Raw genomic sequence first — 22,749 nt, 5'->3', positions numbered from 1 at the left:
GGGGGCGGGAAGAGGTGGGAGGGAGCGGTGGCAGCGAGCGGAAGCGAGACGCAGCCGAACTTTACTGAACGGCCTCTTCCGACCCCTCCGGCGGGTGAATCAGCGGGTGAATCCCGAAACGAACCGCGCGTCGTGTCGAGAACCCGGGCCCGGCACCGACGTCCCCTGTGCAAGCGGAAAAGAAGTACGAAGAGATCGCTACAGGAGGCGACGGTCATGAAGTATCTGGTGATGGTCCAGGGCAGCCAGGCCGACTACGACGCACAGGCCGGCAAGGGGTCCCCGGGCAGTCCCGTCTGGGACGAGAAGGCCATGCAGGAGATGTTCGCCCACATGGGCGGCATCAACGACGACCTCGCCGAGACGGGCGAGCTGGTGTCCGCGTACGGGCTCACGGAGCCCGCGCAGGGGCGGGCCGTGAGCCTCGGCGCCGAGGGACGGCCGGTGGTCTCGGACGGGCCGTACAGCGAGACCAAGGAGCTGCTCGCCGGGTTCTGGGTCCTCGAATGCGAGAGCCTGGAGCGGGTGACCGAGATCGCCGCCCGTGTGGCACGCTGTCCGCAGCCGGCCGGGGCGCCCGAGTACCCGGTACTCATCCGGACCATCGGCGGCGGGATCGACGACTAGCCCCACGGGTGGGATGAACCGTACGGACGACGGCTTCGAGGACCTGCTGCGCCGCCACGCGCCGCAGGTCCTGGGCGCGCTCGTCCGCCGCTACGGGCACTTCGACCCGGCCGAGGACGCCGTCCAGGAGGCCCTGATCGCCGCCGCCGAGCAGTGGCCGAAGCAGGGCGTGCCCGGCAATCCGCGCGGCTGGCTGATCCGGGTCGCCTCCCGCCGCCTCACCGACCGGCTCCGCAGCGACACGGCCCGGCGACGGCGTGAGGAGACCGCGGCCGCCCTGACCCCGGCCGACGCGTTCGTCGCCCCGCCGCCCGGGGAGGACGCCACCGGGCCGGGCGGGCGAGCGTCCTCCGAGGACGACACCCTCACCCTCCTCTTCCTCTGCTGCCACCCCGACCTCTCCCCCGCCGCCCAGATCGCGCTCACCCTGCGCGCGGTCGGCGGGCTCACCACGGCGGAGATCGCCCGCGCCCACCTGGTCGGGGAGGCGACGATGGCGCAGCGGATCAGCCGCGCCAAGCGGGCGGTGCGGGGCGCGGAGTTCCGGGCGCCGGGGCCGAAGGACCGGGACCGGCGGCTCGCGGCCGTCCTCCAGGTCCTCTACCTGATCTTCAACGAGGGGTACACCGCGACGGCGGGTCCCGAACTCCACCGCACCGACCTGGCCCGCGAGGCGATCCGGCTCACCCGTGCCGTACGCCGGCTCCTCCCCCACGAGGGGCGGGTGACCGGTCTGCTGGCGCTGATGGTCCTCACGGAGGCGCGCACCCCGGCGCGCACCGGGCGGAGCGGTGAGCCGATCCCCCTCGACGCACAGGACCGCTCCCTCTGGGACCGTACGGCCATCGCCGAAGGCACCGCCCTCGCCGAGGAGGCGCTCACCCAGGGGCCCGCCGGTGACTACCAGCTCCAGGCCGCCATCGCCGCCCTGCACGACGAGGCGGGGCGCGCGGAGGACACCGACTGGCCGCAGATCCTCGCCCTGTACGACCACCTCGTCCGCCGCACCTGTGACCCCGCCGCCGCCCTGGGCCGGGCGGTGGCCGTCGCCATGGTGCACGGCCCGCGCGCCGGACTGGCGGAGGTCGACGCGCTGGCGAAGGCCGTTCCCGGGGAGGTCCGCTACCGGATCGATGCGGTGCGCGCCCATCTCCTCGAAGAAGTCGGGGAGTTGGAGGCCGCCCGGACCGCTTACCTCGCCGCCGCCGACCACACCCTCAGTCAACCCGAGGCCCGCTACCTCCGCGACCGCGCGGACCGGATCGAGCGGTAAGCGGCGTACGCGGATGGGCTGTTCACTCCCACCGCCCGAAGAACTCCGCCTCCGCCACCGCCGTCCGCCGGTCCTCCCCCGACCCGTACGCCGCGTCGAGGGCGATCCGTGCCCGTACCGTCTCCGATCCCCGTACGTCGAACGTCTGCTGGCCCGCCTGGTCGCGCAGCCGCAGCGTCCGGCTGCTCTTCTCCCCGTCCCGCGAGGTCAGTTCGACCGTGATCCGTGCCGGGCGCCCCTGCGTGAGGTACTCGTCCCTGCGCGCCGACGCCCCCGAGAACACCACGATCTTCATCATCCGCACCGGCTGCGCGAAGTCCGCCTCGAGATACTCCCCGACGCCCTTCGCGGAGGCGTCGGCGGCGGAGTCGTGGTGGATCCGTACGTCGGAGAAGTCGGCGCCCATCCGGCGCTCCATGTCCGCCCGAGTGTCGGTGTCCAGGGGCGAGCCACCGCCGGAGGAGATCACGTCGTGCACGGGCGACCGCTGCTCACCGGCCGCCCCCGTCCAGCCCGCCTCCGGGCCGATCCGGGGCACCCGGGGCTGCCCCATCGGGCAGGGGCGCGGCACGGACGGCCACCGAACACCCGAGGTGACGGCCCCGTCACCCCCAGGCAGGAGGGCGGGGGCGCAACCGGAGCCACTGGAGTCGCCGTCGGCGCCCGCCCTCAGGATCATCGAAAGCATGAGCAAGAGCGACAGCGGCACCAGCACCGGCACCGGCACCGGCACCGGTGAGAACCCCAGCGGCCCCACCCTCCGGATCGCCCAGCGGCCGGAGGCGGACGAGCTCCTCGCCCGCAGCCCGCTGGCCGTCCTCGTAGGCATGCTGCTGGACCAACAGGTCCCGATGGAGTGGGCGTTCACGGGCCCGTACACGCTGGCGGAGCGCATGGGATCGGACGATCTGGACGCGGACGCGATCGCCGCGTACGACCCCGAGGCCTTCACCGCCCTCTTCACGGCCAAGCCGGCTCTCCACCGCTACCCCGGCTCCATGGCCCAGCGGGTCCAGCAACTGTGCCAGTACCTGGTGGCGGAGTACGAGGGGGAGGCGAGCGCGGTGTGGCGGGACGCGGAGAGCGGGGAGGAGCTGCTGCGACGACTGAACGAGCTGCCCGGTTTCGGCGCACAGAAGGCCCGGATCTTCCTGGCGCTGCTCGGCAAGCAGTTCGGCGTACGTCCGCCGGGGTGGCGGGCGGCGGCGGGTGCGTACGGGGAGGAGGGCTCGCGCCGGTCGGTCGCGGACATCACCGGCCCGGAGTCGCTGGCGGAGGTGCGCGCGTACAAACAGGAGGCCAAGGCGGCGGCAAAAGCGGCGAAAGCGAGGAAGGCCGCGAAATAGGCCGCCCAGAAGACGACGGCGAGGACAAAGGGACCAGCTGATGACCGGAATACACAGTCCAGCACGCAGCCGGACAGAACAGTCGGCGGAAACGATCAAAATCAGCCATTGCTGTTCCCAGGAGCCACCCCACTCGCTAGCTTTCGCAGCAGCTTTCGCAGCACATTCGTTCGCTCGTCCGTCACGTCTCGACCGGAAGGACTCTTGTGCACGCAACACGTCGCAGAGCCATGGCAGTTGTGGCCGCCACCGCTCTGGCCACGCCGCTCCTCCTGGGTGCCGCCCCGTTCCACGGGACTTCGCAGGGCCCCGGCCACGCGAAGCCCGGGCCCGGTCACTCGGAGCGCCCCTCGAAGGAAGCGGTCAAGCTGTCCCGGGAGCTGGTGAAGAAGGCGTCCGCGCGTGACGCCTACCGCCACCTCCAGCAGTTCCAGGCGATAGCCGACTCCGCCGGCGGTCACCGCGCGGCGGGCTCGCTCGGCCACGACGCCTCGGCGGCGTACGTCTACCAGCAGCTCCAGCGCGCCGGGTACCAGGTCTCGTACCAGACCTTCTCGTTCGTCTACACGGAGACCCTGGCCGAAAAGCTCGCCGTGGTCTCGCCCTCGCCGCGCGATGTGACGATCAAGGCGATGACGTACACGCCGTCGACCCGGGTGGGCGGGCTGACGGCAGGGCTCGTCGCCGTACCCGTCGATGACACGACCGGCTGCGAGGCGTCCGACTACGCCTCCGCCAACTTCACCGGCAAGATCGCGCTGATCAAGCGCGGCGGCTGCACCTTCGCCGACAAGCAGGCGGCGGCGGCAGCGGCCGGAGCAGCCGGAGCGGTCATCTACAACAACACCGAGGGCGCCCTGTCCGGCACGCTCGGCGAGGCCGGGGCGGGGAAGATCCCCACCGGTGGGATCGCGAAGGAGGAGGGCGAGAGGCTCGCCACCGACGCGGCCGCCGGTGACGTGACGGTGTCCTTCGAGGTCCGCCAGCTCCGGGAGAACCGCACCACCCGCAACGTCGTCGCGGACACCCGCACCGGTAAGGCCGAGAACACCGTGGTGCTCGGCGCCCACCTCGACTCGGTCACCGAGGGCCCCGGCATCAACGACAACGGCTCGGGATCCGCCGGAATCCTCGACGTCGCCCTGAAACTGGCCGAGTCGAAGAGCAAGCCCGCCAACAGGGTGCGGTTCGCCTGGTGGTCGGCCGAGGAGAACGGCCTGCTCGGCTCGGAGGCGTACGTCGCGTCGCTCTCGGAACAGCAGCGCCAGCAGATCAAGCTCTACCTGAACTTCGACATGATCGCCTCACCCAACGGCGTCCAGTTCGTCTACGACGGCGACGACTCCGACGGCGTCGGCGCGGGCCCCGGCCCGGAGGGCTCCGCCCAACTGGAGCGGGACATCAACGAGTTCCTCGACAGCAAGGGCAAGAAGCACGAGGGAACCGACTTCACCGGCCGCTCGGACTACGGGCCGTTCATCGAGGTGGGCATCCCCTCGGGCGGTACGTTCACGGGCGCCGAGGGCCTCAAGACGGCGGACCAGGCCCGGACGTACGGCGGCCAGGCGGGCGTGGCCTACGACCCGTGCTACCACGAGGCCTGTGACGACCTGAGCAACATCAGCATGAAGCACTTCGACGTCAACATCGACGTGATCGCCAACGCGGTCGGCACGTACGCCCACGACCTGCGCTCGCTGACCCGCCCGGTCACCCCGTCACCCAGCACCGGCACGCCGGGCAGCGGCGGCGGCCTGCACGACGGCCACGGCCACGAGGTCACGGAGTAGCACCCTCAGCGCACCCGCACACACGCGCACGCACCGAGTACGCACCGAGTACGCCGCAGGCAGAAGGGGCCCGACACCCCTGGCCTGCGGCGTACCCGCACCCCCACCACCACTCGTACGGCTACGGCTACGGCTACGGGGGAATCCCCCACTCGTACGGGGGAAACCCTGTCCCGGTATCCAGCGCTATGCGGCGCTCTACAACAATTCACAGGCCCTCGCAGTGGGGTTCCCCGGCTGCGCCCGGCGCCCCTTGACCGGTAGGCTTTCCGTGTGATCTTCAAGCGCATCGGAAATGGGCGGCCATACCCCGACCACGGCCGGGAAAGCACCCGACAGTGGGCGGATGTCGCGCCGCGTCCGGTTCGCCTGGACCAGCTCGTGACCACCAAGGGCCAGCTGGACCTGGAGACCCTCCTCGCCGAGGACTCCACGTTCTACGGCGACCTCTTCGCCCACGTCGTGAAGTGGCAGGGCGACCTGTATCTGGAGGACGGGCTGCACCGGGCGGTGCGAGCCGCCCTCCAGCAGCGCCAGGTGCTGCACGCACGCGTCCTCGACCTGGGCTGACACCCCCGCGCGGACCCCAGGCTCCGGCTCCCAGTCTCCGACTCCCGTGCTCCCGCGCCTCTCCGCGCGCGCCCGCGCAGATACCACCCTCATAACACCGGCACGCGGATTCGGGCCTTTCGGGTGCTTTCGCACTCATCCGGGTGCCATACGTTGATCATTTAGTACGCATCATCACCGGGCCGCACTACGCTGCCCCCATGAGCATGCTCACTCCCCCCGGCATGGGCGGAAAGTACCGCATCACGGGCAACGCCTACCCCCGCATGCGCCGCCCCCAGAACCGTCGGCGGATCGTCCTCGCGGGCGTCTCGGCAGTGGTGGCCCTCGGCCTGGCCGGCTGGGGAACCCTGCAGCTCATCGACGTCTTCACGGGCGGCGACCAGAGCGCCAGCGCCGCCGGCCACAGGCGGGACTGCCCCACGCCGACCCCGGCCGCCCCCGCGAAGGCACTCCCGAAGCCGGCCGCCATCAAGGTCAACGTCCTCAACGCGACGACGACCACCGGGCTCGCCAAGGCGGCGGCGGACGAGCTGAAGAAGCGCGGGTTCACCGTGGGTGAGGTGGGCAACGCCCCGGAGGCGTACGACAAGAAGGTCCCCGGCCCCGGCGTGCTGCTCGGCGCCCCGACGGCCCTGGAGAGCAGCTTCGTCGTCCTGGGCACGCAGCTGCCGGGCACGGTGCAGAAGACCGACGCCCGGAAGACGGCGGAGGTCGACCTGATCCTCGGGGCGAAGTTCACGGCGTTCAGCACCCCGGCGGAGGCGACGGCCGCGATGACGGCGCTGACGAAGCCGTCCCCGGCACCGTCGTCCACGTCCTGCGCGCCGACGCCGAGGAACGGCTGACCGAAGGACTGGCCGGAGGCTCCGTCGGAGCGGACGCCCCTCCGGAGCGACGACCCCTCCGGAGCGACGCGAAAAGAGCGCCGCCGCCCCGGGGCCAGCCCTCCAGCGGCGGCGGTCGGCTACTCCGCGGTGCCGTACATCCGGTCCCCGGCGTCACCGAGCCCCGGCACGATGTAGCCGTTCTCGTTGAGCCGCTCGTCGACGGAGGCGGTGACGACGGTCACGGGGGTGCCCGCCAGCTCGCGCTCCATCACCTCGACGCCCTCGGGCGCGGCGAGGAGGACGACGGCGGTGACGTCGTCGGCGCCGCGCTTGATCAGCTCCTGGATGGCGGCGACGAGGGTGCCGCCGGTGGCCAGCATCGGGTCGAGGACGTAGACCTGGCGGCCGGAGAGGTCCTCGGGCATCCGGGTCGCGTACGTCTCCGCCTGGAGCGTCTCCTCGTTGCGGATCATGCCGAGGAAGCCCACCTCGGCGGTGGGCAGCAGCCGCACCATGCCGTCCAGCATGCCGAGCCCGGCGCGCAGGATCGGGACGACGAGGGGGCGGGGGTGCGAGAGCTTGACACCGGTCGTGGGCGTCACCGGGGTCTCGATGTCGACCTGCTCGGTCCGCACATCCCGGGTGGCCTCGTAGGCGAGAAGGGTGACCAGCTCGTCGGCGAGGCGCCGGAAGGTCGGGGAGTCGGTGCGCTTGTCGCGCAGCGTGGTCAGTTTGTGCGCCACCAGCGGGTGGTCAACGACGTGGATCCGCATGCGTCAACAGTAACCGTGCCTTCCGGCACTCTGCGCTGGCATCAACCACCTGTTCGGGGGGAAGGTGGGGGCATACGGACCCAGTGGTGGGGTGGTGTGTCGATGGCGGACGGGGAACAGCCGCGCAACGCGGGCTCACGCAACGTGAGCGACGCGCCCGACGCGCGCGAGCCGCAGGACGTGACGGGTGATGTCACGGACGCGCAGGAGAGTGACGCGGCCCGCCGCCGACGACGCGCCCAGTTCCTCCGCGAGCTGCACGAGGCGAAGCAGTTGCGCGACCGGGTGCAGCCGCGCAGGGCCCGTGCGGCCCGTATGCGCCAACAGATGCGGATGCGCACGTTCCGTTGGTGAGGCCCCCCGAGGCCACCGCGTACCACCGGCGCACTCCCCCTCCGATCGGGTCCCCCGGCCGTTCCGTCAGGGAGACGCCCGACCAGGCACTCCTGGAACTGATGGCCGACGCAACGGTCGAAGAGGTCTCGCTCGGCGCTTGTTTCTGCCACGATGCCGATTGGGCGGGGCTCAGAGCAGGCGGATTCTCCGTCTGCCCTCCCGTCGGACCGATTCGCCTATGACCAGTGGGAGAGTCACGGTGTACTTCGCCGCACTGCTCGCGCGCACCGAAGACGGGTGGGAAGCGAGCGACACAGAGCTCGACGATGTGGAGACCCTGTCCGACCTGACGGATCTGGCCCAGGAGGCCTCGGTGGACGAGGACACGGTCCTGGTCTACATCGAGCAGGAGGACGCCTGGTTCGGCATCCTCCGGGTGGACGGTGAGGAGGACCCCCGTATCTACGTCTCGGACGCGTCCGCCGCCGCCCGCTCCTCCTACGGGGAGATCCTGCTCACCGACGAACTGCTCGGCCGCGAACCAGGGGCCGAGGACGAGATCGCCGCACTGGAGGAGCTGGTCGACCTGGACGGCACGGAGGACGGCGAGCCCACCGGGCCGGCCTCCACGGCAGCATCCCCCTCCTCCGACACCGCCACCACCACCGCCAACTCCGCATCCGAAGCCGATTTCGACTCCGACGCGGTCCCGGCGGGCCCGATCGGGGAGCTGGGGATCCTCGCGGACTACGGGATCTCCGAGAAGGACCTGCTGACGCTGCGGACCGACGCGCTGACGGAGATCGCGGACGCGCTGGGTGCATCGGAGGTCCTGGAGGCGGTCCGCTAGGCCGGACCGCACGGCACGAGTACGGGTACGGACGGCAGGTTCACGCCTGCACGCCGGGCCCACCCCCAATCCCACCCTCCTCTTCCCACCCCCTTCCCACCCCTTCCCACCCCTTTCCGCCCCTCATGTGTTCGCTAAGGTCCGCGGGTGACCGCACGACCGCCGAACCCTTCCCCCCGGCCCGCCCCGGATCCCGTACGCGTACCTGTGCCGGACCCCGACCCCGTACGCGATCCGTGGCAGGCCCCGATGCGCCGCGCCCTGGCCGAGGCCGAGGAGGCGGCGGCGACCGGTGACGTTCCGGTCGGCGCCGTCGTCCTGGGCCCCGACGGGACGGAGCTGGCCGCCGCCCACAACGAGCGCGAGGCCACCGGCGATCCGACGGCCCACGCCGAGATCCTGGCCCTGCGCCGGGCGGCCGAGGCGGTGGGCGAGTGGCGCCTGACCGACTGCACGCTGGTGGTCACCCTGGAGCCCTGCACGATGTGCGCGGGCGCCCTGGTGCAGTCCCGGGTGGCCCGGGTGGTCTACGGCGCCCGCGACGAGAAGGCGGGCGCGGCCGGCTCCCTCTGGGACGTCCTCCGCGACCGCCGCCTGAACCACCGCCCGGAGGTCATCGCGGGCGTGCTGGAGGACGCCTGCGCAACCCAGCTGACGGCGTTCTTCCGCACGCTCTGACGGTGTACGGCCCCGCCTCCAGGAACCGATTTCTGTGCACGCCCCGGGATGGTCTAAGCTCTCTCTCGGTAGCGTGTCCGAGCGGCCGAAGGAGCTCGCCTCGAAAGCGAGTGTGGCGTAACCCGTCACCGTGGGTTCAAATCCCACCGCTACCGCAGGTAGACGAAGGGTCCGGCTCGATGAGCCGGACCCTTCGCTTTGCCCTCCGTCTCAGTTTCCGTCTCAGTTGGCCGGTACGAGCACCCCGGCGGCCCCGTCGTCATCGTCGTCCGGCCGCTCTCCCACCGGTTTCCAGATGAGCCCGTCGACCTGCCGCGCCACGTCCGTCCGCACGGTGTCGACCATGTGCTGATACCGCGCCGCCATGGCGGTGGTGGACCACCCCATGAGCCCCATGACAGCGCGCTCGGAGACACCGAGGATCAGCAGGACGGTTGCGGCGGTGTGACGGGCGTCGTGCAGGCGACCGTCCCTGACTCCGGCGGCGGCCAGCAGTTCCTTCCAGTCGTCGTAGTCGGTGCGGGTCGATGTGCCCCGTCCGTCCGGCGTGGCGAACAGCCACCCCTCGTCCGCCCACTTGCCGCCCGCCTCCAGGCGTTCGGCTTCCTGCTTCACCTGGTGAGCCGTCAGCAGGTCCGCGAGCTGTGCGGGCAGACCAACCACCCGACGCCCGGCGCGCGACTTGGTGTCGGCGGTCTCCGGGTTGGTGCGCTTGCGCTGCGGGCAGTACCCGGCCTTCCGCCCGCACGGGTCGCCGCATCCGTGGGCGTAGCGTGGGCGCCGGCGGCTTCGGCGGACCATCAGGACACCCCGCTCCATGTCCACGTCCGCCCACTTCAGCCCCAGGGCCTCCCCCTGCCTGAGCCCCAGGGCGAGCGCCACGGCCCACCGCGCCGCGTTCCGCCGCTTGTCGGCGGCCACAAGGAGGCGCTTCACCTCATCGACGGTGTACGGCTCGATCTCCTCGTCACTCAGGCGGGGAGCCTTGGCGAGTTGTACAGGGTTCCGGGTGAGGTGCCCCCGGCGAACCGCCTCGTTGAGAGCCGTCCGGAAGGTGCGGTGAATCTGATGGATCGTCCCGGCCCGGCGGCCATCGGTCTGCATCCGGCCGTAGAACCGCTCGATGTGTTCCGGCCCGAGCTTGTCCAGGCGGTGCGCTCCCAGCGCCGGAATGAGGTGCTTCCGGACCGCGACACCGTACCCGACCATGGTGTTCTCGTTGACCGCGAGCGGTGCGATGGTCTCGACCCAATGGGTCAGCCACGCCTCTACCGTCCAGGCACGCCCGGCCTTGCGTACGGCTCCGCTGTCGCGCTGTTTCTCCAGCTCACGAACGGCGGCCGTCACGGCGGCTCGGGTCTTGCGCTCGACGTGGCGCCGGTCCGGCTTGCCGTCGTCGCGAGTCCCTACCGTGACGCGGCCATGCCACTTGCCGTCCTTGCCCTGATAGATGGATGAGCGCCCGTTGGGCTGCCGGGTGCGCTTCTTCTCTTCCGCCACGGGCGGACTCCTTCGGGGTGGGTGTGAGCACGGGACGCCACCGGGTGAGGTGGCGTCCCGTGGATATGGGTGGTTCAGGCGGCGTGCTGCTCGGCGCGGCGGCGGGCCAGGTATGCGGCGGGGGCGTCGGCCGGGATGCGGCGAAGGTTGCCGATCGTCAGCGACTCCAGCGCACCGGAGCGGATGAGGGCGAAGCAGGTGGTTCTGCCGATGCGAAGGCGGCGGGCTGCTTCTTCGACGGTGAGCAGAATCAGGGTCTGGTCGTCGGCCGCGTCGGGTGCGGCTACGCGGAGGTGCGGCACTGGATCGCTCCTTGACGGTTGTGGCGGGGCGGGGCGGGGCCCTGGGGCCCCTTTATGTCAGGTCCGCTACTTCCGCTACCTCCGCTACCGCCCTGGTCAGAGGGGGTGTGGGTGGTAGCGGATGTGGTGGGGGTAGCGGATGGTTGCCGCTACCGGCCCCGCCCCGTGGCGGGTGTGGGACCGGTAGCGGGTAGCGCTCAGGTAGCGGAGGGGAAGAGGGGTGCCGCTACCGTTTCCGGGGCGTTGACCTGCGGGGTAGCGGAGGTAGCGGAGGTAGCGGCCCCTGAGGGGGGTGGGGGGCAGTACCGCTGCCACGCGTCGTGGAGATCGAGGGCGTAGTAGCCCTTGAGGACGGTCCCGGCGGTCTTGATGTTGCGTGCCTTGACCGGGGTGTTGTCGCTGGTCATGTACTCCCCGAGCATCTTGGCCAGGCCCCGGGAGTCGAGCGGGCGTCCGCTCATGTCCGCCCACGGTGCCTCGTCCAGCGCGCAGAGCCGGTCCAGGATGGCGACGGTCGGCATCCGGTCGATGCCCGCCATCACGTGGTCGCGGAGGTCGGTGAGCAGCCGGATACCGAGGGACCCTTTGTCGTCGGCGCGGGCGGCGTTGACCAGCTCGACGCAGGCGGCGCGGGCGCGCTGGGGCCAGTCGCCCCCGGCGGCGTCCGCGACGGACAGCAGGGGCTCCCACACGTCGGCGGGCCGGTCGGTGACCCCTTCAGGCATCTCGGGCCACCGTCCGGCCACGTCGTCGCGGACGGTGTCGGCCCACTGGGCGAGGCGGTCTCGCAGAGCGTTGCCCTCGGCCTCGTGGAGGCGGGACCGGAAGGGCTCCACCGTCTCGTTCCGTGCGCGGCGGCGCATGCGGATGATGACGGATCGGGTGGTGATGGTGTCGGGCAGGTAGCCGAGACCGGCAACGGCCACGGCGGTGTAGGAGGGGAACTCCACCACCGTCTGATTGCCGCCGTCCCCGATGCACCGGTAGGTGACCCCGGAGCGACGGTGACCGGCATTCAGGAAGCCGCGCAGTTCCTCGTTGTCCCCCGCCTTGGGGCCAAAGACGGTGTCGATCTCGTCGAATAGGATCGTCGGACGCCCGGCGGGGTCGGACACGGACCGGAACAGGGCGGCGGCCCGCGCGTTCACGGCGAGCATGGGGCGCGGGACCAGGGTCTCCACCACCTCCAGGGCCCGGGACTTCCCCGACCCCGGTTCCGGGGAGAGGAACGCCAGACGCGGGGTGGAGTCGAACGCGTCGAGCAGGTGCGCGTGCGCGTCCCACAGGGCCACGGCGACGTAGGCGGCCTCCCGGGGGAAGACGTTGAACCGGCGGTGGAAGGCTTCCACCTCGGTCAGCAGCGCCGCACCATCGATGGTGGGCCCGGCGGGCTGGTTGGGGGTGTTCATGCGGCGTTCCTCCGGTGCTGCTCGGTGTGCGGGCAGTGGTCGACACGGGCGCGGGTGGTCAGGTCGGTGACGGCATCGCGGCCCCGGGCGCGTTCGTGGTGGCCGCAGACACAGAGCCAGTCAGCGGCGGGGATCTGGCTGCGTCCGAGCCCGCGCACCGTCAGCCCGGGGCGGATGCCGGTCACGGTGACCGTGCGCGGGTCAGGGCGAACAGCAACGGGGACGCCCTGACGGGCGGCAGCCTTCAGCGCGCCACTCGTGGCCGGTCCTGCGGCCGGGGCGGCGGTGCGCGGGTCGTTCGGGGTGGCGGGCAGGCTCTTAAGGCAGGGGGTTCGGGTGGTGGTCATGCCGCCCGCCGGGGGTTGTTGGCGATGGACCAGTTCAGGGCGCTGGTGATCGCGGCGCGGCACTCGCTCTCCCGGAGTCCGGCCCGCAATCCCGCCGAATTAAGAGCATGCTCTACCTCATGGCGGTCGAGGTCGCCGGACGGGATGAACCGCCCCAGAGCGCGTGCGGCCCGAACCAGCGTCCAGTTCCGCACACCCTCCCCAGCCCCCGCGACAGCCGCCGTTTCGGCCTTAAGGGCCGCTGCGGCGTACCTGGAGGCCCGGACCGGCACGGGTGCAGCCGTCAGGCACCGGGAGGGCTGACGGGGCGTCAGGAGGGCGTGGAGCCATTCCGGGAGCGGTACGGGCTCGGTGGGGTCAACCACCTCGTACGCACCGCCAGGGAGGGTGCTGCCGGGGGCGACGACGTAGCCGCCGTGGGCACGGGTGTCGATGTGCTTGCCGAGCCTGCCCGCGCTGTTGCCGAGCCGGACCCCGGTGGGGGCGGTGAAGTACAGGTGGTGTCCACCACTCGCGGTCCGGGTGCGGTAGGTGGCGGGGACGGTCTGCCCGGCGCGCTCGCAGAGCGCTTGCAGGGAAGTGACGCCGTCAGGCGTTCCTTTCGGGTGCTTGGCCTTGACCGGGTCCAGGTCCACCACGATCAGCCCGGACGGGCCCGTGGCGATCCCGATGTTGAACGCCCCGGTCGACCACGCCTTGCGGATGCGGTCGGGGTCGGTGGTGGCCCGCTGCTCCCACTTGCGGTGACCGGCCGCGCAGTCCCCGGTACGGCGGCAGGCGGTTTCGCCGTGGAGGGCGGGGCGCTTGTCGCGGGGGCGGAGCGGGAAGACGTGCCAGCCGCGTTCGGCGGCCTGTAATGCCGCGCAGAGCAGCGCGGATGGGGCGTGATGAGTCATGCTGGTGTCTCCAGTCCTGTAGAGGGTGCTGGCAGACGAGAGCGGCCCCGACTTGTGGTGAGACGGGGGCCGCTCTCGTTGTGTGCGGGTGGTCAGGGGTTGAGGGCGGGCGGGGTGGGGAGTTCGGCGCGCAGGTAGGCCATGGTCTGGCCGGGGGTCTTGCGGGAGGGGTAGTAGCGGGGGGTGGTGCAGCCGGGGATGGCGGCGGCGATCTGGGCGGCGAGGTGCTGGGTGATGCCGTCGCGGGCGATCAGCCGGATCTCGACCGGCTCCGTCTCCGGGACGCGGGTGCGGCGGGCAGGTGTGCGGGGCAAGGGTTCTCCTTGGTTGTGGTGGGTGGCTGTTGCGGTCAGAAGGGCGGTTCGTCGGAGTAGCCGCCGGGCGGGGTGCGGCGGGGCAGGGGGAGCAGGGTCCAGCGGCGGGTGTCGTCCCAGCAGGGGCAGGGCCACCAGTCGGTTCCGGCGTACTCGCCGTTGTGGTCGCCGTAGTCGACGGCGTGACCCCCCGCACCCTGGCAGTCGGGGCAGCGAGGGCGGGGGGTGTCGGTCAGGACAAGCGCGGGCCGGGGCCAGGTCGTGCGCCAGATGCGCAGTCGCACAGGTGCTCCTAGACAGGTCGAAACGGAATCCCTGCCGCTGGTGGGGCAGGGAGGCTTGGGCACCCCCTGTCGGGGTGCGTGTGGTGGTGCGGGATTCAGGCCCGTGGAGGGGTGCGGGCGGGTGGCCTGCACCCCCCTTTACCGGCCTTACCTCCCTGGTCAGGGGCCCTTACCTCCCCCTTGACCGGGGTAAAGGGCCCCCGTTACCCGGGGCCGGTGCCGGACCATGCCGAACCGGCCCCGGGCGGGGGTGTGTGATGGGGGTGGGGTAGGGGGTGCCCCCTCTACCTGCCGGTGCTGAGGAGGATTTCGGCGGGGACGGCGGCTTCGATGTCGCGCCGCTGGTATCCGGCGCCGTTGCTGCCGCTGATCTTGACCTGCTTGCTGGTCCGCTTGACCCCGGCGGCTTCGAGGGCGGCGGCGAGCTGTTCGGCGTTGAAGTCGCCGTACTCGTCCTCGTCGAGGTTCACGAGTCCGTTGAGGAGGTCGGTGGTGAACATGCGCGGGCTGTGGCGCATGACCTCCAACGTGTCGGAGACGATGGCGGGGACGGTGATGCCTGCGGCGTCGGCAGCGGCGGTGACATCGCCCGCGGCTTCTCCGGTGAGCTGTCCCGTCTCCTCGCGCAGGACCCGGCCCTTGCGGCACAGGGCGGCGAACGCCGGGCCGTCGAGGTAGTCCGCCCGCACGGTCACGTAGGAGGCGGGGCCGGTCACCAGGACCCCGACGCCCTTGTGCTCCTCGGACAGCACGGAGGCGTCGGCCCCCTGGGCGGCCTTGCCCTTGCCCAGCACCATGTCGGAGGACGCCCGGTCCACGACCTGAGTCGAGTACCGGATGGTGATGATCTCCCGCAGCTTCGTGGGCACGCTGTCGGCGTCGGGCCGCTGGGAGGCGAAGTTGCTGATGAACCCGGCGGCCGGACCGCGTCGGGCGATGCGGCACAGGTCGTTGATGACCTGTTCGCGGTCCTCCCGCTCCATCGCGGTGAAGTACTCCTGCAACTCGTCGATGGTGACGAAGATGACCGGCAGGTTGTACTTCGCGACGATGTCCGGCGTCAGCTTCCCTTCCGGGCAGACGGAGGTGGGCAGGTCCCGCAGCAGCGCGAACCGCCGTTCCATCTCCGTCAGCAGCTCCGCGAGCATGGCCTTCAGGGCCTCGATCGCATCGTCCTCCGCGCCCATGACCAGGCGGTGGGCGACGGCCTTCATGGGCATCCAGTCCGCGCCGCCCTTGCCGTCCGCGACGTAGTGCCGCACGAACGGATCGAGCAGCCCGGCGGCGGTCAGGAGGCGCTGGGAGAACGTCTTGCCCCGGCGGGGCAGACCGCCGAAGAACATCGACTGCCACATGACCGGGATGTTGACCCGGGTCCCGCGCGCGTCCTGTCCGAAGGGGACCGGGTCCCAGATGGAGAACCGCTCGGCCGACACGAACGGGGAGGGGTTCAGGGCCCCGAGGTAGGGGTCATCGTCCGCGACCCACATGCTGACCCGCCCGGCGTTGCCGCCCTTCGCTGCCCGCACCCGGGACATGATGACCTGGATCTCGTCCACGCCGAGTTCCTGGGCGATGACCTCCCGCTTCGCCAGCACATCGGATGCGGTCTTGCCCCCGCCCCGGGGAAGGTCGAAGATCACTGCCCAGCCACGGCCGTCACGGACCGGGCCCATCGAACAAGAGACCTTCGGACCCTCGTCGTCACCGCCCCGGCCGCTTTTCAGGAGACCGGCAGCACGCAGAGCGTCGTTGAGCTGCTGGGCGGACATGTCCACCCGCAGCGGCGGAACACCCTGATCCAGAAACTGGGTTTCCTTCCCCCGCCCCAGGTAGGCGAGGGGGGTGATGACGGCGGTGGCGATACCGGTCTGGAGCGCCGGAGGTGCCAGAGCGATACCGATCGCGGCGGCGGCCACCCCCACAGCCGCCGCCCCGAACCGCCAACGGCGCGTACGGGTACGGATGCCGTGAGCGATCTGCAACCGGGCGGCCAGCTCCACATCCTCCGGACGGGCCTTGGACTGCGCCCGCAGCGCCTTGACCACCGCACTGTGATCCTGCGCGGACAGCGTCGGCCACAGCCCCACCGCCGCTCGGTAGAACCCCCGCGCCGCCAGCAGCACCGTCTTCACCAGGTACTTCGGCGTACGCACCGCGTGATACCGGGCATGCCACCACGACAAGCGGCACAGAGCGGCGGCATTGGCCTTGATGGACGCGGCCGACCGCGCCCACGCCGGAAGCACAGGGGCGTCGGGAACGGCCAGCCAGTCGGCCAACGGGTTGTCAGCCCGGTCGACCGCCTCCACCACCTCCCCGTCGGCGGCGTCGGTGGCCGGGGCCTTGACCAGGGACACCACCGGCTTGGCGGTGTCGGGGGCGGTGGGACGGTGGTCATCGAGGTGGTGCACGGTCCCCATGACGGGGACCGTGCTGACGGGTTCGGTCATGATGAACGTGCCTCTCCTGCTCAGTAATACGAATTGGGGTTAAGGGGGCGGCCGGTTTCCTTGGCCGGGTCCGGCCGCCCCCTGTTCAGGACTGCTCGGCCTTGTGGACGGCCCGCTCCGCCAGGCGCACGCGCTGCTCGGCCTGCTTGCGGGCCTCCCTCGCGGCGGCCCGCTCGGCACGGGGCGCGGTGCGCTCGGCGGCCTTCGCGGCGGCGAGGTCGTGGCGGGCGTCGGCCTGCACCTTGTGCAGGGCGGCCAGCTCCTGGGCGCCGCGTTCGGCGGCGGACTGGTCGATGCGCTCGATCCGCCGGCGGATCTCCGGGTCCAGGCAGTCAGCGGCGGACTGCCGCAGCCCCTTCACGAACAGGCGGCGGCGCTCACGGGACTCGGCCTTGGTGTAGCTGTACACAGCGAACCTCCCAGATGGGCGGTAGCCGGTCTGTCCGGCTCCCCTTGCCGCCCCGGACCGTGGTCCGGGGCGACGCGGGCAGCCGTCAGCGGTGCTCGCGGCCGGTCGGCGTGCTCTTGCCGCCGACCGACTTCACGACGGTCACGACACCCCAGGCGCACACGGCGGCGACCAGGGCGAGGATCGCCAGGTTCGCCGCGATGGCGGTGAGGACGCCGACGAGGAGGGGCCCGAAGTAGACCCCGGCGGCCACCGTCCCGGCGCCGATGCCGGAGCCGAGCGCGAGGCGCTGCACCGTCCGGTCCGGGGGTGCGTGGTGGACGTGCACCACCTGCGGCACGGGCGCCGACTGCTGGTAGGTGGTGGGGAGGTGGTCGGTGTAGGCGGGGGTGCCGTCCGGGAGCTGGACGACCGGGGGTCGGGGTTCGGGAAGGTGGTTCACGGCTTCGGTCCTTCCGGGTCAGGTGGTCGGGGCGGGGGCGCAGTCGATGCAGGCCGGGTTGGTGCACAGCTCGATCCGGCCGAGCCCGAGCAGGCTGGTCAGGACGTTCGCGGCCCGGCCCCCGGGCTCTCCGGCGATGCGGAGTCCGGCGGCGTGGATGCGGCGGGTGAGGCGTTCACGCAAGGACACGGCGGTTCCCTTCAGAGGAAGCGGGGGTGTCGTGGCAGGGGACGCACATGCCGAGCGACCGCGGAATGCAATACCCCACATCCACAAGGCAGTTGGGGCAAGTGCGGCGGGCGAGCATCGCCGCCGCCAGAGCGGCGGCGCGGGCCGGGGTCATGGGCCGGACGGGGCGGGCGTGCTCGATGCGGTAGAGGTAGGCGACCAGCGGGGGCCGTCGGCGGCGGGGGCGGTGAACCTCCGCCACCACCTCCTGACCACCCGGTCGCAACCCCATCGCGCGGAGCTGACGGCGGGTGGCCAGGCCATCGGGGGCAAGGCGCCACCGGTAGGTGGGCAGGGTGCTCATGCGGTGGCCCCTTCAAGGTCCAGAGCAGGAGCGACGACGTCGGTGGTGGTGTCGCGGTGTTCCTGGTAGCGGGCGGTCACCCACCCGACCGACCAGCCGCACAGCTCGGCCGCCTGCCGGATCGGCAGACCTGCCTCGAAGGCGGCCCGGACCGTGGCCCGCGCCTGCTCCTCGCCCTGCTTCACATCGGCGGGCCCGGCCGCCAGCAGAGCCTGACGTTCACGCTCGGCCCGCTGCTGTTCATGCTCGCGTTCACGGCGTTCACGGGCCTCCCGCTCCCGCCGCTGTGCCGTCTCCCGCTCGGTGCGTTCACGCTCACGCTGTTCACGCTCGCGCTCACGGCGCTCACGGTTTTCCCGCTCGGCCCGCTCCTTCGCCTCGGCACGCTCACGCTCCTCACGCCGCGCGGCCTCTTCCCGAGCGGTCTGCTCACGGGCCAACATGGCTTCGTGTTCACGCTGTTCACGCCCCAACTGGGCCACGTGCTCACGCTCCTCACGCCGCCGACGCTCAGCAGCCTCCCGGCGCTCATCGGCGGCCCGCTCCCGCTCCGCACGCTCAGCGTTGAGCTGGGTTTCGCGGGCGGTACGGGCAGTGGTGATGGCCCGCCGATAGGCGAGACCAGTCTCGGCCGTGACGATCAGCAGCAGCGGCGCGACCGAGTGGACCGCGACGCCGACCAGGTCTTTCTTCAGCGCGCTGTCAGCGATGTTCAGGGCCAGGGTCATGGCGCCGGTCATCCACCGCAGCGCGATGGGCCACCGGCCCCCGTCCCCACCCATGGCGGCCAGGACCGAGTCGAGACGGACCACGATCACCACCGCCGCGTCCACCACGAGCGGCAGGATCGGGGCCGTCCACTCCCACCCGGTGGGGCTGTGGCGCTCCATCAGCGGCGTGACCGTGAGGATGGAGAACAGCATCGCCCCGCCCACGATCAACCACGTCCCGACCGACAGGGCGCGTTCCGCTGAACGGATCTGAACACTGTTCACGACCAGCCCCCGTCCTGTGAACGCACCCGGATCGAGGCCAGCAGCAGGACCGGCGACGTGTCGTCGCCCGGCTGCTCCGGGTACTCCTCCCACATCCACTCGGCCCCGTCCGTGAACACGAACCCGAGCCCGGTGAGCGCCCGTGAACGCTCCGCCGGGGTCGGCACTACTCCGGTGCCGAAGCGGTGCTCCGGCCACTGCGAGACCGGCACACCCATGAGGGCGACGTACAGGGTCCACCTGCCGGTACGGATAGACATCTGCGCGGTGTGCTCACTCACGCCGCACCCCCCGACACCGGGACGTCCGACGCGGCGGCGGTGCGGTTGGCCAGGTCCCGGCGGGCGGCCAGCACCCGCCGCCGAGCCCGCCGGATGCGCTGGTGGTCCAGCTCGGTCGGGGTGCGGTCGATGGTCATGATCTGCGCGTCCAGCAGGGCGACGTCCGCGAGGATGGCGGGCATCTCCAGCTCGATCGCGTCCAGCTCAACGTCCGACGGCTCACCGTCGAACGGGGCGGCGACCGTAACGGCCACCTGAAGTGCTGCGATGCTCTTCATTGGGTCAGTTCCTCTCACACAGGAACGGCTCACAGAGACCCCTGGAGTTGCACCTCCGGGGGTCTCGCCGTTGGAACCATCCGGCTCCCCTCAACCCCGCCCGTACGGCACCGCCGAAAGGGCAGTCCGGACGGGCGGGGGAGGCAACCGGCCGCAGCGCGTGCTGCGGAGTTGAGTTGGTGCGATGTCTCCTTCGCGGGTGCAGCGCCCGTATCAGGTAGCGCTGCATGGCCGCGTTGTAGGCGTATGGAGACGTGACCTTGCGGTCTAAGCCATCCGGACTGACAAGGCGCCGGTCGCCTCGGCCCGATCCAACCCGGGCCCCTTGGCGTCAGATCCGAAGACTTGACACCCATTCGCGCAGGTCAAGCAGCCGCCAAAGCCACACCCAAGTGCCGCTTAGGGGGGCTATCCCCTGCGCTTGCTAGGTACAGTAAGCAACCTCACGATCGCGCGCAACCCCCACTCGCGATACGCTTCGATAGACCCCCTAAGCAACGATGGGAGCACCGTGCAAGACGAGATGCAGAAGGTCGCTGGAATCGCGGACCCTGTGGACCGCGCCAAAGCTGCGATCGACCTACTGGCGCGCTACCAGACCCACATCAACGAGCTGGGCCGCGTACGGCGTGAAGCGATCGAAGAGGCTCAGGCGGCGGGCATGACCCAAACGGAGATCGCGAAGCGACTTGGGGTGACGCGTGGGCGCGTCGGGCAACTCGCGTCCGCTGGCCCCCCGCCCGAGCGCGCGTTCTTCGGGACCGCCAAGGTCACGGTGTCGCTGGGCGGGAAGTATGAGGCCGGGAAGACACCCGATCAGCAGCCGAGTGAGGTCGTTGTCCGGGAGGACCTCGAAAACTTCGAGCACCTGCGCACCCTGCTGGGCGGAATGAAGCTGGACACTCAGTACGAGGTGATTCCACCGAGCGGGATTGTCAATCTCAACCGGGACAACCACGTGGTGATCTGCGGGCCCCGGCTCTCCCCCATCGTGGCGCAGGTTCTCGAAGGGGACGACTACCTGCGGTTCGCGAAGGATCGAGCCTGGCATCTGGTGGACCAGAAGACAGCAACGGAATACCGGTCCCCCCAGGACGAAGATGGCACGTCCGGCGATGTCGGGTACCTGGGTCGACTGCCCCGGCTCGATGGGAAGGGCACCTTCCTCTACATCGCAGGTATCCACGCCATCGGAGCCAACGGGGTCGTGCACTTCCTCGAAAACAACCTGGCTGACCTCTACCGGGCGGTCCGCACTCGCCGCTTCTCGACGCTCATTTCGTGCAGGTACAACCCGAAGACGCTCGAAGTGCTGGAAAGCAAGCGCGTAACCCCGCTCTACCAACACGAGAGGTGAACATGCGTATCGCCATCGAGACCCGCTCTGGTGGGCCCGCCCCCAACGAAGACTGGGTAGCCAGCACACCATCGGTCGCCATCGTGCTGGATGGTCTCAGTACGGCGGGGCTCGAAACAGGGTGTCGCCACGGCGTCCCTTGGTACGTCGCGCACCTCGGCGGCCAGCTCATGGCCGCGCTGGCCACCCCTGATGTGTCGCTCAAGAGCGCCCTAGCCGAAGCACTCGACCGGGTCGCCGCATCCCATCGCGAGTGCGACCTGAGTAACCCTGGCACCCCGTCCGCGACGGTCGCTGTAGTACGTCAGCGAGATGAATACCTCGATCACTTGGTCCTCGCGGACTCACCTGTGGTTCTCGAAGGTCAGGAGGGTTACACCGTGATCACAGACCTCCGCGTCGACAGCATCTTGCCCGACCTACGCGCTGAAGTGGAACAACACGAGACGAACACTGCGGAGCACAAGGAAGCTTTGCGACGCTTCGTGTCTGCTCAGCGCCAGACCCGCAACACCAGCGGTGGCTATTGGGTGGCTTCTGCCAGTCCGGAAGCGGCTGACCACGTGATCACGGGCACCACCGCTGTCAAGGATCTGCGTAGCGTGGCAGTCATGTCAGACGGAGTGTCACGGCTGGTTACGGAGTACGGTGCGGCGACGTGGACTGAGGTCTTCACTACGCTCAGAGATGGTGGCCCCGGTGCACTCATCGACACAGTGAGGGCCGTCGAAGCTACGGACCCGACGGGGCGACGGTGGCCCCGGTACAAGTCGGGTGACGACGCATCCGTTGCCTTCTGTCAGTGGTAGACCCTCTGGGCAAGCGTCTCAGTTTCCGTCTCATTCACCGTCGTTCGGAGGCGTTCACCGGAGACCGGGCAAGGGCCCCGGGTACGGGAATGAACGGCGGCGGACTGTCCCGGATCGCGCCCCAAACTGCATGAACAGACCTCGAAAGCGAGTGTGGCGTAACCCGTCACCGTGGGTTCAAATCCCACCGCTACCGCTTCTGACACCCTCTCGATCTGCGGAAACGCGATCGAGAGGGTGTTCTGCTTTTACGGCGCCTGCGGCGCTCGGAGACGTACCGCCGGGCGGGGCCGACCGACGCTGTCGCGCATCGAGACAGCCCGCAACGCCGCTTCCGCTTCGGACGTCGAACTCCTTCTGGACCTCTACGGGGTCGCCCAAGCCGAGCTGCGCCGCGACATCATCTGCCTCACCCGAGAGGGAGGGCAGCGCGGATGGTGGCAGTCCTACCGAAGGGTTCTGTCCCCGGTCTACCAGGACTTGATCAGCCTTGAGGCAGAGGCGACGACCATCCGAGCGTGGCAGATCGCATCGATCCCAGGAGTGTCGCGAGGGAAAGTAGGTCGGGGGAAGCGGCATCGGGGGACAAGCCGCTTCCCCCGGTGGGAACAGGGGCCCGGTCTGCCGTCGCGGTCAGGGGGATTCGCGCGGCGGCAGCCCACAGTGGGTGCCTGTTCCGAGGGCTCCGGTTCCTGCCGGGGCCGGAGGCCTCGGGTCCATCCTGCCGGGACGCAGAAGGTGTTTCTGTGGGCAAAAGGCCCCGATCGGCGGGTCGTAAGGCCTTAAAGAGGGCGTCAGTGCGCTGAAGCGGCCCCTGGATACGGCCATACGTGCGGATACAATCTGCCGATCGCACGCTGGGTTCGGGCGGGGTCTACGGGGAGGCAAGGACAGTGGCGCAAGCGAAGAAGATCGCGCTCTACATAGTGGTGGTCTTCGTGCTGTACACGATCATCACCTCTCCCAAGCGGTCCGCCGAGCTGGTGGGGGTAGGGTTCGAGGGCGTTTCCAACGCCGCCCAGAGCGTCGGCGACTTCATGACCGAACTGGTGAAGTAGCGAAAACCGT

29 protein-coding genes, 1 tRNA gene and 1 pseudogene are annotated in these 22,749 nt (G+C 70.5%); 14 read left to right on the top strand and 17 right to left on the bottom strand.

Annotated elements, in window-relative coordinates:
- Nucleotides 1-216: 216 nt before the first annotated feature.
- Nucleotides 217-627, top strand: a complete 411-nt coding sequence (locus tag AC0682_RS17260) for a YciI family protein (RefSeq protein WP_478533668.1) — start codon at nt 217-219, stop codon at nt 625-627.
- 13 nt (nt 628-640) lie between these two features.
- Nucleotides 641-1,900 (top strand): RNA polymerase sigma factor, encoded by a 1,260-nt coding sequence (locus tag AC0682_RS17255; RefSeq protein ID WP_478533667.1) that lies wholly within the window; start codon nt 641-643, stop codon nt 1,898-1,900.
- 22 nt (nt 1,901-1,922) lie between these two features.
- Here AC0682_RS17255 and AC0682_RS17250 read toward each other — a convergent pair.
- A pseudogene (locus AC0682_RS17250) lies at nt 1,923-2,393 on the bottom strand (eCIS core domain-containing protein); the annotation flags it as partial.
- A 193-nt stretch (nt 2,394-2,586) separates the two neighbouring features.
- Between AC0682_RS17250 and AC0682_RS17245 the strand changes: the two are divergent.
- The 4 genes from AC0682_RS17245 (at nt 2,587) to AC0682_RS17230 (ending at nt 6,454) form a co-directional block, all read left to right on the top strand.
- Nucleotides 2,587-3,246 (top strand): HhH-GPD-type base excision DNA repair protein, encoded by a 660-nt coding sequence (locus AC0682_RS17245; protein ID WP_478533666.1) that lies wholly within the window; start codon nt 2,587-2,589, stop codon nt 3,244-3,246.
- 230 nt (nt 3,247-3,476) lie between these two features.
- The gene (locus tag AC0682_RS17240) at nt 3,477-5,036 is read left to right on the top strand and encodes a M28 family metallopeptidase (protein WP_478533664.1); all 1,560 of its coding nucleotides are present in this window, start codon (nt 3,477-3,479) and stop codon (nt 5,034-5,036) included.
- Nucleotides 5,037-5,309: 273 nt separating this feature from the next.
- A complete protein-coding gene (locus AC0682_RS17235) occupies nt 5,310-5,606 on the top strand; it encodes a type II toxin-antitoxin system VapB family antitoxin (RefSeq protein WP_096626547.1) in 297 nt (98 codons plus the stop codon).
- A 224-nt stretch (nt 5,607-5,830) separates the two neighbouring features.
- Complete coding sequence (locus tag AC0682_RS17230) at nt 5,831-6,454, top strand: LytR C-terminal domain-containing protein (protein ID WP_478533755.1); 624 nt, start codon at nt 5,831-5,833, stop codon at nt 6,452-6,454.
- 119 nt (nt 6,455-6,573) lie between these two features.
- Here AC0682_RS17230 and upp read toward each other — a convergent pair whose 3' ends face one another.
- Nucleotides 6,574-7,209 (bottom strand): uracil phosphoribosyltransferase, encoded by a 636-nt coding sequence (upp, locus tag AC0682_RS17225; protein ID WP_006126141.1) that lies wholly within the window; start codon nt 7,207-7,209, stop codon nt 6,574-6,576.
- 102 nt (nt 7,210-7,311) lie between these two features.
- Between upp and AC0682_RS17220 the strand changes: the two genes are divergently transcribed.
- The 4 genes from AC0682_RS17220 to AC0682_RS17205 all read left to right on the top strand — a co-directional run bounded on the left by AC0682_RS17220 (nt 7,312) and on the right by AC0682_RS17205 (nt 9,228).
- Nucleotides 7,312-7,563 (top strand): hypothetical protein, encoded by a 252-nt coding sequence (locus AC0682_RS17220; RefSeq protein ID WP_254812078.1) that lies wholly within the window; start codon nt 7,312-7,314, stop codon nt 7,561-7,563.
- A gap of 241 nt (nt 7,564-7,804) precedes the next feature.
- Entirely contained in the window at nt 7,805-8,395 is a 591-nt protein-coding gene (locus AC0682_RS17215; protein ID WP_478533754.1) for a tRNA adenosine deaminase-associated protein, read from the top strand.
- 249 nt (nt 8,396-8,644) lie between these two features.
- Nucleotides 8,645-9,073, top strand: a complete 429-nt coding sequence (tadA, locus tag AC0682_RS17210; protein WP_478533752.1) for a tRNA adenosine(34) deaminase TadA — start codon at nt 8,645-8,647, stop codon at nt 9,071-9,073.
- A 67-nt stretch (nt 9,074-9,140) separates the two neighbouring features.
- A tRNA-Ser gene (locus tag AC0682_RS17205) sits at nt 9,141-9,228 on the top strand.
- 67 nt (nt 9,229-9,295) lie between these two features.
- Here the strand turns inward: AC0682_RS17205 and AC0682_RS17200 are convergent.
- The 15 genes from AC0682_RS17200 to AC0682_RS17130 all read right to left on the bottom strand — a co-directional run bounded on the left by AC0682_RS17200 (nt 9,296) and on the right by AC0682_RS17130 (nt 19,515).
- Nucleotides 9,296-10,573, bottom strand: a complete 1,278-nt coding sequence (locus tag AC0682_RS17200; RefSeq protein ID WP_478533662.1) for a tyrosine-type recombinase/integrase — start codon at nt 10,571-10,573, stop codon at nt 9,296-9,298.
- Nucleotides 10,574-10,647: 74 nt separating this feature from the next.
- Entirely contained in the window at nt 10,648-10,875 is a 228-nt protein-coding gene (locus AC0682_RS17195) for a helix-turn-helix domain-containing protein (protein ID WP_119825739.1), read from the bottom strand.
- 197 nt (nt 10,876-11,072) lie between these two features.
- Nucleotides 11,073-12,284 carry a DUF3631 domain-containing protein gene (locus AC0682_RS17190; protein WP_254812080.1) on the bottom strand — a complete coding sequence of 404 codons (1,212 nt, stop codon included), beginning with the start codon at nt 12,282-12,284 and terminating at the stop codon, nt 11,073-11,075.
- The gene (locus tag AC0682_RS17185; RefSeq protein WP_478533660.1) at nt 12,281-12,631 is read right to left on the bottom strand and encodes a hypothetical protein; all 351 of its coding nucleotides are present in this window, start codon (nt 12,629-12,631) and stop codon (nt 12,281-12,283) included. The genes AC0682_RS17190 and AC0682_RS17185 overlap by 4 nt, the downstream gene beginning before the upstream one ends.
- A complete protein-coding gene (locus tag AC0682_RS17180) occupies nt 12,628-13,527 on the bottom strand; it encodes a bifunctional DNA primase/polymerase (protein WP_478533659.1) in 900 nt (299 codons plus the stop codon). Before AC0682_RS17180 ends, AC0682_RS17185 begins: the two co-directional genes overlap by 4 nt.
- 92 nt (nt 13,528-13,619) lie before the next feature.
- Entirely contained in the window at nt 13,620-13,841 is a 222-nt protein-coding gene (locus AC0682_RS17175) for a hypothetical protein (RefSeq protein ID WP_478533658.1), read from the bottom strand.
- A 35-nt stretch (nt 13,842-13,876) separates the two neighbouring features.
- Nucleotides 13,877-14,125: a hypothetical protein gene (locus AC0682_RS17170; protein WP_478533656.1), complete on the bottom strand. Its 249-nt coding sequence runs from the start codon at nt 14,123-14,125 to the stop codon at nt 13,877-13,879.
- A gap of 284 nt (nt 14,126-14,409) precedes the next feature.
- Nucleotides 14,410-16,578 (bottom strand): FtsK/SpoIIIE domain-containing protein, encoded by a 2,169-nt coding sequence (locus AC0682_RS17165; RefSeq protein WP_478533654.1) that lies wholly within the window; start codon nt 16,576-16,578, stop codon nt 14,410-14,412.
- Nucleotides 16,579-16,663: 85 nt separating this feature from the next.
- Complete coding sequence (locus tag AC0682_RS17160) at nt 16,664-16,987, bottom strand: hypothetical protein (protein WP_478533653.1); 324 nt, start codon at nt 16,985-16,987, stop codon at nt 16,664-16,666.
- An 85-nt stretch (nt 16,988-17,072) separates the two neighbouring features.
- On the bottom strand, nt 17,073-17,429 hold the full coding sequence (locus tag AC0682_RS17155) for a DUF6251 family protein (RefSeq protein ID WP_478533651.1): 357 nt from the start codon (nt 17,427-17,429) through the stop codon (nt 17,073-17,075).
- An 18-nt stretch (nt 17,430-17,447) separates the two neighbouring features.
- Complete coding sequence (locus AC0682_RS17150; RefSeq protein ID WP_435285355.1) at nt 17,448-17,618, bottom strand: hypothetical protein; 171 nt, start codon at nt 17,616-17,618, stop codon at nt 17,448-17,450.
- Nucleotides 17,605-17,961 carry an RRQRL motif-containing zinc-binding protein gene (locus tag AC0682_RS17145; RefSeq protein WP_478533650.1) on the bottom strand — a complete coding sequence of 119 codons (357 nt, stop codon included), beginning with the start codon at nt 17,959-17,961 and terminating at the stop codon, nt 17,605-17,607. The genes AC0682_RS17150 and AC0682_RS17145 overlap by 14 nt, the downstream gene beginning before the upstream one ends.
- The gene (locus AC0682_RS17140) at nt 17,958-18,956 is read right to left on the bottom strand and encodes a DUF2637 domain-containing protein (RefSeq protein WP_435285357.1); all 999 of its coding nucleotides are present in this window, start codon (nt 18,954-18,956) and stop codon (nt 17,958-17,960) included. Before AC0682_RS17140 ends, AC0682_RS17145 begins: the two co-directional genes overlap by 4 nt.
- Nucleotides 18,953-19,237: a DUF6303 family protein gene (locus AC0682_RS17135; protein WP_478533648.1), complete on the bottom strand. Its 285-nt coding sequence runs from the start codon at nt 19,235-19,237 to the stop codon at nt 18,953-18,955. The genes AC0682_RS17140 and AC0682_RS17135 overlap by 4 nt, the downstream gene beginning before the upstream one ends.
- Nucleotides 19,234-19,515 (bottom strand): DUF6284 family protein, encoded by a 282-nt coding sequence (locus AC0682_RS17130; protein WP_478533647.1) that lies wholly within the window; start codon nt 19,513-19,515, stop codon nt 19,234-19,236. Before AC0682_RS17130 ends, AC0682_RS17135 begins: the two co-directional genes overlap by 4 nt.
- Before the next feature lie 511 nt (nt 19,516-20,026).
- Between AC0682_RS17130 and AC0682_RS17125 the strand changes: the two genes are divergently transcribed.
- From AC0682_RS17125 to AC0682_RS17110, 4 genes are all read left to right on the top strand, one after another.
- Complete coding sequence (locus tag AC0682_RS17125) at nt 20,027-20,872, top strand: sigma-70 RNA polymerase sigma factor region 4 domain-containing protein (protein WP_119825715.1); 846 nt, start codon at nt 20,027-20,029, stop codon at nt 20,870-20,872.
- Nucleotides 20,873-20,874: 2 nt separating this feature from the next.
- Nucleotides 20,875-21,681, top strand: a complete 807-nt coding sequence (locus AC0682_RS17120) for a protein phosphatase 2C domain-containing protein (RefSeq protein ID WP_254812081.1) — start codon at nt 20,875-20,877, stop codon at nt 21,679-21,681.
- Nucleotides 21,682-21,852: 171 nt separating this feature from the next.
- Complete coding sequence (locus AC0682_RS17115; RefSeq protein WP_478533646.1) at nt 21,853-22,467, top strand: helix-turn-helix domain-containing protein; 615 nt, start codon at nt 21,853-21,855, stop codon at nt 22,465-22,467.
- Nucleotides 22,468-22,574: 107 nt separating this feature from the next.
- A complete protein-coding gene (locus AC0682_RS17110) occupies nt 22,575-22,739 on the top strand; it encodes a hypothetical protein (RefSeq protein WP_254812083.1) in 165 nt (54 codons plus the stop codon).
- Nucleotides 22,740-22,749 lie beyond the last annotated feature (10 nt).

It is taken from the genome of Streptomyces sp. NPDC043746, from assembly GCF_056436485.1.
This window is presented reverse-complemented; position numbering and strand designations above follow the sequence as displayed.